This window comes from Priestia sp. D3YE.R1, assembly GCF_049199565.1.
Lineage (GTDB): Bacteria > Bacillota > Bacilli > Bacillales > Bacillaceae_H > Priestia > Priestia aryabhattai.
This window is the reverse complement of the sequence record NZ_JBLTHW010000006.1, coordinates 108,641-121,564: the sequence shown is the minus strand read 5'-3', so window position 1 is coordinate 121,564 and position 12,924 is coordinate 108,641. Positions and strand designations below refer to the sequence as shown.

Annotated in this window: 14 protein-coding genes, 1 pseudogene and 1 riboswitch; of the genes and pseudogenes, 5 read left to right on the top strand and 10 right to left on the bottom strand. The window is 38.3% G+C overall.

The genetic code is table 11. The features are described 5' to 3' along the window. Positions 1 to 59: 59 nt before the first annotated feature. A complete protein-coding gene (locus ACOZIR_RS24880) occupies positions 60 to 548 on the bottom strand; it encodes a phenolic acid decarboxylase (protein ID WP_045291975.1) in 489 nt (162 codons plus the stop codon). Between the two features lie 25 nt (positions 549 to 573). Further along, entirely contained in the window at positions 574 to 1,029 is a 456-nt protein-coding gene (locus ACOZIR_RS24875; RefSeq protein WP_045291976.1) for a DUF3237 domain-containing protein, read from the bottom strand. Between the two features lie 181 nt (positions 1,030 to 1,210). Between ACOZIR_RS24875 and ACOZIR_RS24870 the strand changes: the two genes are divergently transcribed. Further along, positions 1,211 to 2,395, top strand: a complete 1,185-nt coding sequence (locus ACOZIR_RS24870) for an MFS transporter (protein WP_415383737.1) — start codon at positions 1,211 to 1,213, stop codon at positions 2,393 to 2,395. Positions 2,396 to 2,410: 15 nt separating this feature from the next. Here ACOZIR_RS24870 and ACOZIR_RS24865 read toward each other — a convergent pair whose 3' ends face one another. Together ACOZIR_RS24865 and ACOZIR_RS24860 are read right to left on the bottom strand one after the other, a co-directional pair. Continuing rightward, positions 2,411 to 3,352 (bottom strand): cation diffusion facilitator family transporter, encoded by a 942-nt coding sequence (locus tag ACOZIR_RS24865; RefSeq protein ID WP_415383736.1) that lies wholly within the window; start codon positions 3,350 to 3,352, stop codon positions 2,411 to 2,413. A 15-nt stretch (positions 3,353 to 3,367) separates the two neighbouring features. Then, positions 3,368 to 3,685 carry an ArsR/SmtB family transcription factor gene (locus tag ACOZIR_RS24860; protein ID WP_013081523.1) on the bottom strand — a complete coding sequence of 106 codons (318 nt, stop codon included), beginning with the start codon at positions 3,683 to 3,685 and terminating at the stop codon, positions 3,368 to 3,370. Positions 3,686 to 3,893: 208 nt separating this feature from the next. On the opposite strand from ACOZIR_RS24860, the gene ACOZIR_RS24855 reads away from it, so the two are divergent. Together ACOZIR_RS24855 and ACOZIR_RS24850 are read left to right on the top strand one after the other, a co-directional pair. Continuing rightward, the gene (locus tag ACOZIR_RS24855) at positions 3,894 to 4,043 is read left to right on the top strand and encodes a BH0509 family protein (RefSeq protein WP_013055132.1); all 150 of its coding nucleotides are present in this window, start codon (positions 3,894 to 3,896) and stop codon (positions 4,041 to 4,043) included. 225 nt (positions 4,044 to 4,268) lie between these two features. Continuing rightward, on the top strand, positions 4,269 to 6,188 hold the full coding sequence (locus ACOZIR_RS24850; RefSeq protein WP_415383735.1) for a heavy metal translocating P-type ATPase: 1,920 nt from the start codon (positions 4,269 to 4,271) through the stop codon (positions 6,186 to 6,188). Here ACOZIR_RS24850 and ACOZIR_RS24845 read toward each other — a convergent pair. From ACOZIR_RS24845 to ACOZIR_RS24830, 4 genes and pseudogenes are all read right to left on the bottom strand, one after another. Beyond that, positions 6,154 to 6,387, bottom strand: a pseudogene (locus ACOZIR_RS24845) (hypothetical protein); the annotation flags it as partial. The gene ACOZIR_RS24850 and the pseudogene ACOZIR_RS24845 overlap by 35 nt on opposite strands. Before the next feature lie 338 nt (positions 6,388 to 6,725). Continuing rightward, positions 6,726 to 7,565: a YihY/virulence factor BrkB family protein gene (locus ACOZIR_RS24840; RefSeq protein WP_045291980.1), complete on the bottom strand. Its 840-nt coding sequence runs from the start codon at positions 7,563 to 7,565 to the stop codon at positions 6,726 to 6,728. 14 nt (positions 7,566 to 7,579) lie between these two features. Next, positions 7,580 to 7,918, bottom strand: a complete 339-nt coding sequence (locus ACOZIR_RS24835; protein ID WP_045291981.1) for a hypothetical protein — start codon at positions 7,916 to 7,918, stop codon at positions 7,580 to 7,582. A 39-nt stretch (positions 7,919 to 7,957) separates the two neighbouring features. Then, positions 7,958 to 8,431 carry a low molecular weight protein-tyrosine-phosphatase gene (locus ACOZIR_RS24830; RefSeq protein ID WP_045291982.1) on the bottom strand — a complete coding sequence of 158 codons (474 nt, stop codon included), beginning with the start codon at positions 8,429 to 8,431 and terminating at the stop codon, positions 7,958 to 7,960. A gap of 176 nt (positions 8,432 to 8,607) precedes the next feature. Between ACOZIR_RS24830 and ACOZIR_RS24825 the strand changes: the two genes are divergently transcribed. Continuing rightward, positions 8,608 to 8,835 (top strand): DUF1128 domain-containing protein, encoded by a 228-nt coding sequence (locus ACOZIR_RS24825; protein ID WP_013055127.1) that lies wholly within the window; start codon positions 8,608 to 8,610, stop codon positions 8,833 to 8,835. A 182-nt stretch (positions 8,836 to 9,017) separates the two neighbouring features. Further along, a riboswitch (purine riboswitch) is annotated at positions 9,018 to 9,119 on the top strand. Between the two features lie 83 nt (positions 9,120 to 9,202). Beyond that, on the top strand, positions 9,203 to 10,939 hold the full coding sequence (gene ade / locus ACOZIR_RS24820; protein WP_328120302.1) for an adenine deaminase: 1,737 nt from the start codon (positions 9,203 to 9,205) through the stop codon (positions 10,937 to 10,939). Between the two features lie 238 nt (positions 10,940 to 11,177). Here ade and ACOZIR_RS24815 read toward each other — a convergent pair whose 3' ends face one another. Both ACOZIR_RS24815 and ACOZIR_RS24810 read right to left on the bottom strand, forming a co-directional pair. Further along, positions 11,178 to 11,924: a CAP domain-containing protein gene (locus ACOZIR_RS24815; RefSeq protein WP_045291983.1), complete on the bottom strand. Its 747-nt coding sequence runs from the start codon at positions 11,922 to 11,924 to the stop codon at positions 11,178 to 11,180. A gap of 355 nt (positions 11,925 to 12,279) precedes the next feature. Then, positions 12,280 to 12,792, bottom strand: coding sequence for a type 1 glutamine amidotransferase domain-containing protein (locus ACOZIR_RS24810; protein ID WP_013081517.1), 513 nt, complete (start codon positions 12,790 to 12,792; stop codon positions 12,280 to 12,282). Positions 12,793 to 12,924 lie beyond the last annotated feature (132 nt).

Genomic DNA, 12,924 nt, shown 5'->3' with positions numbered 1-12,924 from the left:
TCGTTCGGATTTTCCTTCAACTAACATACTTTTGTCCTAGCCTTTTTTATGCCGCCATGTTAAATTAATTTTCCAGCGCGAATATCATCCGTCATTCCTTCGTAAGGCGCTTGAGCGATAACTTCCTCATTGTTCGCTCCGACATTTTTGATGAACGTAATATCAGCAAATTCCGGAACAACATATTTTGGATATGTTTCGTATTTTTCACGGGATTCGTGCATTAAATCAAGATAATCATTTTGATAGCACACGGTAATTTCAGGATGTTCATGTACCCATTTTGGAAAGAAAATAATGCCGTGCATGCGTTTTTCATCAGGCATAAAGTTCAAAGATACATCTGTGCCCGTTGGTTCAGTCCAGGATACTTTATATACACCTTCTGTTAATTTCACAATATCTACTTTCTGGTCACGAACCCATCGTCCTGCCACCATTCCGCTATGAATACGGTAATCGATTGTATTTTCGTTTTTAATATAGATTTCATATTCCCATCCGTTTTCGTATGTGTAAATCATATGATTCCCAATAAATTTTTCCATGTTTATACCTCTCCTCTAATTTGATTTATAAAACTTCATATATGTCTAGCACAACGCTGTCTGGGTTTCTTACAGCAGCGCCTATAAAAATGCGGTCCTGTAACCACTTATACTTTGCACTTCCAGTTTCAAAGACAGGAATCGTACGAAAGTAAACGTGCTCTGGAGGTACAATTTCACCTTCAGCAGCCTGTTCTCTAAATTCTTTACTAACCTGACGTATTCCGTTGTTTTCAATGTAGATAAGTTCATCATCTTCTGTGTGAATCACATAACGAGCAGATAAATCGACGCGGCCATCCCAACGAATAATTTGAGAATCTGCTCCGCTTGGAAGGATTAAGCCTTTTATCTTTCCATTTGCAGTACCTGACTTAATGGGGATAAACTGTTTTTTCCCTAACCCTGTATGACCAATGACAATCGGGGTACCAACATTAATTGTGAATGTCGCTATTTTCTTTAACCCTGGTTCTATCATAGCAATCACCTCTTAATTGTAAACAAAAACATGTAACTATTTACATATTTTATTCTACTCTCCTTACATAAAGATGTCAAATGGACAGCACGGCCTGTTTATATCCTTGTCAATAAAGCGTTTTCCTTGTACGATTAAACAGTTGGATTGACAAAATATAGATAAAAAGAGGTTAAATGCTATGGGTGCTACTCATCAACAACGTTTCTGGATTTTAGTTAGCCTTGTCGCCATTTCTGGATTCAGCCAAGGCATGCTGCTGCCTTTAATTGCTATTATTTTTGAGAAAGACGGTCTTTCCTCTACTATAAACGGATTAAACGCAACTGGATTGTACCTGGGCATCTTATTTATTTCTCCTTTCATGGAAGCGCCGCTTCGCAGATACGGATACAAGCCAATTATCGCAGCAGGCGGACTTTTAGTTATTGTATCTTTAGCTTTGTTTCCCCTGTGGAAATCTGTTGTATTTTGGTTTGTGCTCCGTTTATTTATTGGAATAGGAGATCACGCGCTGCACTTTGGAACTCAAACGTGGATTACATCGTCTTCCCCTGCTGATAAACGAGGGCGAAATATTTCATTGTACGGACTTTTTTTCGGTATTGGTTTTGCTGTTGGACCTTTAATGACGCCGTTAATTGAAATTAATCAAGCGCTGCCTTTTATGATTTCATCCGCTCTATGTCTTCTAACGTGGGTATTTTTGTTTTTAATAAAAAATGAATTTCCCCTACAGGAAGTTGAGGTGAACTCATTAAAAGAAACGGCTAAACGATTTTCTAAAGCGGCTAAATATGCTTGGATTGCTTTTTTACCGCCTTTTGGATATGGGTTTTTAGAATCATCACTGAACGGAAGCTTTCCCGTATATGGTTTGCGAATTGGTTTGCAAGTAGAGTTTATTTCACTTCTGCTGACTTCTTTTGCAGTGGGAGCTATTGTTTTTCAGCTTCCTCTTGGCATACTAAGCGATAAATTCGGACGGAAATTGGTATTAGGATGGATTTTATCAATTGGAGCCGTGACTTTTTTTACAGCAAGTCTCTTGGAAGACACCGCTATTCCATTAGTAGCTTGTTTATTTATAGCAGGCATGGTTGTAGGTTCTACGTTTAGTTTAGGAATCAGCTATATGACGGATTTGATTCCTGCTCGTCTGCTTCCTACAGGTAATTTACTATGCGGCATTGCTTTTAGTATCGGAAGCCTGGCCGGTCCTTACATAGGCGGTACTTTTATTCAGTTCTTTCATCATGTCAGCTTTTTTAATATTATTAGCGGGATGCTTGGCTTTATTTTTATCATTCTTTTTGTATTCGGACAAAAAATGCCTATGCAGCAAAAAACAAGCGAGAACCTATAGGTCCTCGCTTGTTTTTTAAACTTTTAGCGTTCGATGCTGAAGAGCTGACTTTTCAACTTGTATCGTCGTATGCTCAATGCCGCAGTGATCGTGTACTAAATCAATGGCTTTTTGCAAAATTTGCTGACAATCTTTTTCATCTTCTACGCGCATATGACAGCTCAATGAGTCCAGTCCTGAAGTAATCGTCCAAATGTGTAAATCATGCACATCTTTGACTCCTTCAATGTTTTCAAGAAGGTTTTTGATTTCACTATGATCCACTCCTTCAGGAGAACCTTCCATCAAAATATGAACACTATGAGCAAGCACGCCCCAAGCGCTTTTTAAAATTAATACAGACACAACTACAGAAATAATCGGGTCAGCAATATACCATCCAAACAGCATCATAAGAAGTCCCGCTACAATAGCACCAATAGATCCTAGAGCATCTCCCAATACGTGTAAGTAAGCACTGCGTAAATTTACATTTCCTTTTACATCGCCTTGTCTCATAAGTGACCAGGCGCTGATTAAATTAGCGAGTAAACCAACAGCAGCAATCAGCATCATGCTGCCGCTTGCTACAGACTGCGGCTCTAGTACGCGCTGATAGGCTTCATAAATGATAAACCCTGCTATTACAAACAGTGCCACTCCGTTAAAAAGAGCCGCTAATATTTCAAAACGATAATAACCGTACGTTTTTTTAGCCGATGCAGCTCGGTTAGCAAACCATATCGCTACTAGGCTAAGAGCAAGTGAGCTTGTATCAGACAGCATGTGTCCGCTATCGGATAATAACGCTAAGCTATTTGTAAAAAGCCCTCCAACAAACTCAAGAACCATAATACCCGCGGTGATAATTAGTGCAATTAACAGACCTTTTTTGTTGCCTTCACGCTGTGTATCAAAATGGTGATGGTGACCATGATGATGGTGACCATGATGATGGTGGTGATGATCATGACTCATGCAAAGCCCCTCCTCCTATTCGTTATGTGCGCATTCTACGTGCTGAATCACTTGATGTAAAATTCCAACCACGTGTTCATCATCGTACGTATAGAAATACGTATTCCCTTCACGACGATATTTTACTAAACGTAAATGACGCAAGTGAGTTAACTGATGTGAAATAGCTGATTGTGAAACACCAAGCACTTCAACCATATGACCGACTGAACACTCTTCTTGAAATAGCAAATAAAGAATTTTCATTCTCGTAGGATCTGAAATAGCTTTTAGTATTCTTGATGCTTCTTCTACTGTTTGAGGCGATAAAAACGAATGTTCATCTTTTTTCATACCATCTCTCCGTTCATTATATGCAAGTATATGAGCATATGTTCATATATAAATTATAAAACACATTTTTCTATATAGTCAATTATTTACGTCTTTCAAAATTTTTTTGCCTATTTTTAAAAAAAATCCACACAAAATACTTTTTCTGTTATATAATACAATTAAATATAATAAACTGTATTAAAACAGATGGAGAGGAGAATAATGAATGAGCAGACAAGAACGTAAAAACATGATTACATTTATTGAAACAATGAAGGGGATTGACCGTGAAACCTTAATGTACATGACGGATGCCGATATCGAGCACATTTACACTTCCGCTTATAAATATTATGAAGAGCATTTAGATATGTAGTATGTTTTTTACAGAATGCAGACGTCCAGCTGCATTCTGTTTTTATTTTTTAAGCATTAGTTGTTACCTCCTTGCTTGTTCCGTGCTATACTATACTAAATATCCCAATTCAAAAGATAATAAATGGAAAAAGTGTGCTGCTATCGCTGAGATGGCAGCTTTCGTGCTTTTTTAGGGGTAATGATTGTGATTATTCTTCTCAATTATCGTTCAAGGAGGATTTGTATGGAAAATGCGTTACCTAAAAAACAAGAACAAACGCCGCAAACGTCTTCTGCTGTCAACGTATTAAAAACACATGGTGAACTCATTGCTGCACTGTTGAGCGGAGTGCTTATTTTAGCCGGCTGGCTGCTTTCAAAACAGCAGGATACAGCTGTATCTATTACGCTCTTTGTATTAGCTTATGTGATAGGCGGATTTGCTAAGGCAAAAGAAGGAATTGAAGAAACGATCGAAAATAAAGAATTAAACGTCGAAATGTTAATGATTATTGCCGCCATTGGAGCAGCTGTAATTGGCTACTGGACAGAAGGTGCTATGCTTATTTTCATTTTTGCATTAAGCGGTGCATTAGAAACGTACACCATGAATAAAAGCAACCGAGAAATTAGCGCCTTGATGAATTTACAGCCGCAAGAAGCAACGCGCCTGATTGGAGATCAAGAAGAAATTGTATCGATTTCGGATTTACAAATCGGTGACTTGCTGCTAGTTAAGCCGGGTGAACGAGTGCCATCCGATGGTATTGTTGTCTCAGGTCAAACAACGATTGATCAGGCTGCTATTACGGGTGAATCTGTTCCTGTACTAAAACAGCTCGATGATGAAGTATTTGCGGGCACGGTGAATGTGAAAGGCGCCATTACCATTAAAATGACAAAGCCAAGTGCTGAGACGCTGTTTCAAAAGATCATTCAACTTGTTCAAACGGCTCAAAGTGAAAAGTCTCCTTCTCAATTATTTATCGAACGATTTGAAGGCACATACGTAAAAATTGTTCTATCGGTTGTGGCAGTTATGCTTTTCCTCCCACACTATGTGCTTGGATGGAGCTGGACCGAGACATTTTACCGAGCAATGATTCTCTTAGTTGTAGCGTCTCCTTGCGCCCTAGTTGCATCTATCACCCCTGCTTCGCTGTCTGCTATTTCAAACGGAGCAAAAAAAGGAATTTTGTTCAAAGGCGGTGTGCATTTAGAAAGGTTAAGCCATTTAAGCGCAATTGCTTTTGACAAAACAGGAACGTTAACAAAAGGAAAGCCAGAAGTGACAAATGTTATTGTACGTTCTGATATAAACGAACAGGAATTTCTTATTAAAATAGCATCCATTGAGCGTCAGTCCAATCACCCGCTTGCTCAGTCCATTGTTGATTTTGTGAAAAACAAGAAGGAATTGACGCTTGTTCAGCCAGATTCACTTGAAGACGTTCCCGGATACGGTGTCATTGGGTCTCTTCAAGGAGATACGTGGAAGATAGGAAAAGCAGATTTTGTAGGTAAAGAAGATGCAGCTGAATTTGAAAATGGGATTTCATCTACGCTTGCCAGTGAAGGAAAAACGATTGTGTATGCAAAAGACCAGCATGGTATTGTGGGATTGCTTGCGCTAAAAGACGTTGTACGAACAGAAGCTGTAGACGCTGTTAAATCTCTTAAAGAGCAGGGTATTCATACCGTCATGATTACAGGAGACAGCGAAAAAACAGCCGAGGCCATTTCAAAAGAATGTGCCGTCGATGAATACATTGCAGAATGTTTGCCCGAAGCGAAAGTAGATAAAATTAAAGCGTTAAAAGAAAAATTCCCTACTGTTTCAATGGTGGGAGATGGCATTAACGATGCACCTGCTCTCGCTACTGCTAACGTTGGAGTAGCCATGGGAGAAGGAACGGATGTGGCACTTGAAACGGCAGATATCGTTTTAATGAAAAATGATTTATCAAAAATTTCGGATGCAGTAGCTCTTTCTAGACGAATGAACTCAATTGTGAAGCAAAACGTTATTTTTTCTATTGCCGTCATCTTTTTATTGATTTGTTCGAATTTTTTCCAAGTGCTTGATATGCCATTTGGTGTTATTGGTCACGAAGGCAGCACCATTTTAGTTATCTTAAACGGCCTGCGTTTGTTAAAATCTTAACGCAAAAAAGAGGTTGAGACATAACAAAATAAATCCAATCGAAAGACGAACAAATGAGATACATGAGCTGGACTGCTTATGACACCGCAATTGATTTCCGTGCAAGGCTTCGCTTTCCGCGGGCGGCCGCTGAGCCTCCTCGTCGCTTTCGCTCCTGCGGGGTCTCACCTGTTCCGCTTTTCCCGCAGGAGTCTTCGCCTTACCCTCCAATCAACTGCTAGAAGGAACGAAACAAATAAAACGATATGCACCATCACAAAAAAAAAACGAACCACTCATCAAACAGGTCGATGAATGGTTCGTTTTTTACTTGGACTCAACTACCTTTGTCCCAGCCTCTTTATTATGAAAACCCATGCCTTAATGGTAACCGTTTTGTCCATTTTGGCTGTTGCTTGTTTTATGCTTTGGTTGGCTCTTTTTATTTTGCTTTGTATTGCTTCCGTCTTTTTTTGTATGCTTTGTCATGATGTAAAACCTCCCTTTCACTTTGTTAGTATGCTCATATCTTGCGAATGATTTCATGCCAATTTGTGACTATGAAGATTTAACTCGACGGTCGTAGAAAATAGCGTTAATTTCTCCTCCAATAACAATAATCATCCCCGATAGGTACAGCCAAATAAGCAAGATAATAATTCCGCCCAAGCTTCCATATGTAGCTGTATAGTTATTGAAATGATTTACATAATACGCAAACAGCATCGATACCACTGTCCATCCGACCGTAGCAAAAGCCGCTCCTTTTACCACATTTCGAATCAGCAGCTTTTTATTAGGAGCAAAGTAATATAACCCCGTAAAAACAGTAAACAAAATGAGACCGCTGATAATCCAGCGGGAAGCAGACCATAAAGCGAGAAAAGTTTCTGAGAACCCAAACGTAGACGATAAATAAAGACCAATCATATGGCCGAAAACCGGAAGTAAAAGCGCTACAATAATAACAAATATCATCGCAAAAGTAAGGAGAACTGCCATACCTCTTGCCACTAAAAAAGGCCGATTTTCTTGTACGTGATACGCTCGGTTAAATGCTCTTACAATCGCATTGATTCCATTTGAAGCAGACCACATCGTGGCAATGATACCAAAGGACAATAGTTTTTCATTATGAGAACCAATGATATGAGAAACGTTGCTTTCAATCATGTGGAGCGTTTGCTGGGGCGCTACATTTTCGACCAAGTCAAGCAGATCTGTTGATTCCAATGGCAAAAATCCAATCAGCGTAATTAAAAAAATTAAAAAAGGAAATAGCGAGAGCAGCAAATAATAAGCCAATTCAGCTGATAAGCTGGGCAGCTCATCTCGATGAATGCGGCCCATCAGTTCTTTGCCAAACCTTACGATGTTATTTATGTATATTCCAGCCATATGTGCCTCCTTATTTATTTTTGTTCATCACCATACTTCTCCACAAATGCTTCTTTTGTATCGTTTACAATTTCCATCACCTGAGGCGTTGTTTCTTTTAACTTTTCTACTTTTCCTGCTACAAATGATACATCTTCAGAAACTTGCTCAATGGTCGTACGGATCGTTTCATATTTCTCTTTCACAGTATCCGTTACAAGTTCAGGGTGCTGAATAAGAGTTTTTGTTTTGTCTTTCAGTTTTTTACTTCCTTGAATGACGGAACTTCTTGTTTCTTTATCAAATAAAGAAACAGCTCCTCCTATAATTGCTCCAATGACAATACCTTCTACTAGCTTATTTCGTTTACCCATTTGTTGTTTCTCCTCCGTTTTTTATTTTTTGAGTATCACTTATTCCGAAAAATGCTTCTCTATAATTTCGTCTAAAAGAGCCTTACATCCTTCTTGAACTAAGTCATATACTTCGTCAAAATTTCCCGTGAAATAAGGATCAGGCACATCTTCAATATGTAAATAGGGCACAAAATCCAAAAGTCTTGCAATATAACCTGTTTTAGTATGTCCAGCCATCCTTCTCAGATTTCCTACATTTTCGACATCCATTCCAATAATATAATGGAATTTAGCTACATCCTCTTGAATCACTTGTCTTGCTGTTTGCCCTTTAAAATCAATGTTGTTTTTCGTTAAAATAGATTGTGTCCCTTCATGAGGCGGATTTCCTTTGTGCCAGCCTCCTGTGCCTGCAGAATCTACGTGAATTTGTCCTTCTAGCCCTTTTTTCTTCACCATATCTTTAAAGACCGCTTCTGCCATGGGTGAACGACAAATATTTCCCAAACAAACGAATAATACGTTAATCATAGTCTCGACTCCTTTCCCTTATTACAAACATTATATACAATCATTTTTAAACTAAAAAATAGTTTTCTTTTATTTATATCGTTTCCACTCTTCTGTGGATAAGAACCTGACATAAAAGTGTTCACACGATAAAAACATGTTACAATAAAAAAAACGCAACTGGAAGGATGAACAAAGTGGATTTATCAGTAAAATCTCCAGAGAATATTAAACATATGGTCGATAGCATTAGTGAAAAATTGCGCATGCTAAATATCGGAGCAATTAAAGCTGAAGCTTTTGACGAAGAAATGTATGAAGACTTAAAGTACTTATACGATATGGTAATGAGAAAAGATTCTTTTAGCCCAAGTGAAATGCAAGCGATCGCGGAAGAATTAGGTACACTGCGTAAACAAGCTTAATGACAACTCCGTCAATGACTAATAGCCATTGACGGTTTTTTCTACATTTTTTTCTATACATGAATGCTGCACCTTTTAGCGAGCAAATAAGAGTTAAATCGTTTACATACACATAGATGAAATATTCCCAAAAATCTTTCTTTTTTATTAGGAATTGACGTTTTTATTATTTGTCTATAGAATGTATCGAAATACCTAAAGCTCGTATAGTCTTGGAAATAGGGTCCAAGAGTTTCTACCGAACTACCGTAAATAGTTGGACTACGAGGGTTGAACATCATTCATACTGCATTTTTATTCTTCTTTATGTTCTCCCTTACATAGTCCTTCATTGTTATTCAGTTATACAATGAGAGGAGTCACATTCATGTCAAATACAAAAACAACATTAAAAAAACAGCTTGCTGTTGCCAATAAAAAAATACCTGCAGATCTTGTAGTGAAAAACGGGAAAATTATCGATGTCTTTACGCTTTCCATCATTGAAGCCGATATTGCGATTGCTGATGGAGTGATTGTTGGAATAGGTCAATACGAAGGGAATAACGTCGTTGATGCAAAAGGAAAATATATTTCTCCTACGTTCATTGATGGACACGTTCACATTGAATCATCAATGGTTACACCTAAAGAGTTCTCAAAACTTCTTGTACCTAGAGGCGTCACAACTGTCGTAACGGATCCTCATGAAATTGCGAATGTTTCAGGGAAATCTGGCATTGAGTTTATGCTTCAAAACTCGGATTCGATTCCTTTAGACGTATTTGTGAACTTACCTTCAAGCGTGCCAGCAACTCCTTTTGAAAGCTCTGGAGCCGTCTTAAAAGCAGCTGACTTGGCACCATTTTTCTCTCACCCTCGCGTGCTTGGATTAGCAGAAGTGATGGATTTCCCTGCTGTTCGAGATGGAGATGACGATATGCTTGATAAATTACAAGCAGCTAACGATGCAAACGGCGTAATTGATGGGCACGGCTCAGGGCTAGATGCCACGGGCGTTAATATTTATCGTACCGCTAACATTTCAACAGACCATGAATGCGTAACAGCAGAAGAAGCAATTGAACGCATTCAGCGCGGGATGTATGTTCTAATCCGCCAAGGTTCTGTTGCTAAAGATTTGAGACAATTGTTACCTGCTGTAAATGAACGTAACGCGCGCAGATTTTTATTCTGTACCGATGACAAACATCTAGATGATTTATTAACGGAAGGTTCTATTGATTACAATGTTCGTTTTGCTATTGAACTCGGGCTTGATCCGTTAATTGCGATTCAAATGGCTTCATTAAATGCTGCTGAATGCTACGGGTTAAAAGATAGAGGTGCGGTTGCTCCTGGTTACAAAGCCGATTTTATTCTGCTGGACGACTTAACCGATATATCTGCAGCACATGTTTATCAAAACGGAGAGCTCATTGCTGAAAATGGAGAGATGCTGTTTGTTCAAGAAGAACAAATTGATCTTCCGACAGAACTAATGAATTCTGTTCATTTGAAAGAGTTCTCTATTAACAAACTTACGATACCACTTCAGCACAATCGGGCTAATATTATTGAAATTAATCCAAACAGTCTGCTTACAAATCATATTGTAGAAGAAGTTCAAGTGAAGCAAAACGAATTTCAGTCTTCTGTAGAAAACGATCAGCTGAAAATGGCTGTTGTTGAGCGCCATCATTTAACAGGGAATATTGGTCTTGGGATCGTAAAAGGCTTTCAGTTAAAAGACGGAGCGATCGCTACTACGATTGCTCACGATTCACATAATATCGTAGCCGTAGGAACAAATGATGAGGATTTAGCAAAAGCAATTGCGGCAATTGAAGAAATCGGCGGAGGTATTGTTATTGTAAAAGGCAATGAAGTGATTGGCTCCCTCCCTCTTTCCATCGGAGGATTAATGTCACCTCACCCTTACAATGAAGTAAACAGCTTACTTAAGCAGCTTCACGGAGCTCTTCATGAGCTTGATATTTCACAGAAATTCAACCCGCTGCTGACATTATCTTTCTTAAGCTTACCTGTTATCCCATGTCTAAAATTAACCGACAAAGGATTATTTAACGTAAAAGAATTCAAGCATATCCCCGTTCAAGCATAAAACAAAAAGGACTCTTTCGAGTCCTTTTTATTTATACCCTTTAGACGGCGTAGTTCGAGTTTTACGATTTTTATAATGACGATATCCTTCTTTTAAAAGGATAGGAAAAACAGCGACTAAAATTTTTTTTAATATACGTCCCAATTTAAGGCACTCCTTTACGTGTTCTTACTTTACTATACCCAAATTGGACAGCTAAAAACGCAAAAAAGAGCAGGTATATCCTGCTCTTTTTGTATTACTTACCGATAAATTGTTGAGTCCAGTACGTAGTATCACCTTTTACGTATCCAACACCAATTTCAGTGAAATCAGGGTTTAGAATGTTTTTGCGGTGACCGTCACTATTCATCCAAGCATTCATTACATCTTCAGGAGATTGCTGACCTTTTGCAATGTTTTCACCTGCAGTTGTATATTCAATGCCGAATTGTTTCATCATATCAAATGGTGAACCATATGTTGGTGAATTGTGGTCAAAGTACCCTTTGTCCATCATATCTTTTGATTTAGTACGTGCAACGTCACTTAATTTTTTATTAAGTGTTAGAGGTTTTAAACCTTGTTTTTCACGCTCTTGGTTCACTAAATCTACGACCTTTTGTTCGAATTGACTAGCATCTTTTGTTTGTTCTGCTTTATCAGTATTTTCTGATTGTTGAGCTTTTGTGTTTTGCTGTGTTTGCTCAGGAGCTTTTGCTTCTTCACTTTGTTCTGGTGCTTGTGCTTGTTCCTGTGGAGCTGCTTCAGCTTGATCTGGTGCTTGTGTTTCTTGTTGTGGAGCTGCTGCTTGAGCAGATTGCCCTTGAGCGTTAAATTTCTTTAATAGCTCATCTACATTTATATTTTGTGCTGCTTGAGCATCTTTAATGGTAATTTGTTTTGGAGTGTTGCAATCAGGAGCTGCTGCATTTGCTTGTCCTGCTGTTAGTAATCCTAATGATACGGCACCTGCGACAGTGGCAATACGAAACCTTTTCTTCATGTTTGAAATCCTCCTATGTGATAATAAAGTTTTTTGTAAAACCGCAACGCATCTAAGCTTGTAGCAAGCCAATCTCGTGATGCACCCTCATTGTTGCACGAAAACTATGAAACTCGCAACGTCTTTTAAGCTACCAAAATTATACTTTCATTTATGTAAAAAATGTTTCGATTGTATTACATGGCTTCCATCTATTGATAGTAAAAGGTTTTCATATTCTTTTAGAAACTGCTTCACCCAATGCAGTAATATAACTGTAAATTCCTCGTCAAAATCGTTACATACAAAAAAGGCGATAACAGAGTGGTAAATCACCCTGTTATCGCCTTTTACAGAAAGTTTTACTAATATTATTTTATTTTAAGACGTTTACTGATTCACGTACGAATGCTTCCATATCGTCTGGTGTACGGCTTGTAACTAGTTGATTACCGCATACCACCACTTCTTTATCATGAAAGTTTGCCCCCGCATTTTTCAAATCAATAGCAATTGATTTGAAACCAGTTACGTCACGTCCTTTTAATGTTTCAGCATTGATTAGCAGCTGTGGCCCGTGACAAATAGCCATAACCGGTTTGCCTTCATCCATAAATGATTTTGTGAAAGCTACGACTTGATCGTCCGCACGCAAGATATCTGGTGAGAAGCCTCCAGGTAAAAACAATGCGTCAAAATCTTCTGGTTTTACATCTGCAATTGCTTTATCAATTGTTAATGTTGTTTCACCTTGTTTACCTGTTACTTCACCTGTTTTAACATCGATTTTTGTTAGCGTATGTCCTTCTTCTTCAAAGGCTTTGGCTGGATCTGTATATTCCACATCTTCAAATAAATCTGTTACTAATACTGCAATTTTCTTACTCATTCTAAGCAACTCCTTAATTGATTTGTGTACTAATGTTCTATAAATAAAATACCCGTGCACTGTTCTTTTAAACATGGTTTATGAGCAAAAAACTTTTCTACAATAATCAAAAAGCACATTGGAGGTTTTTAC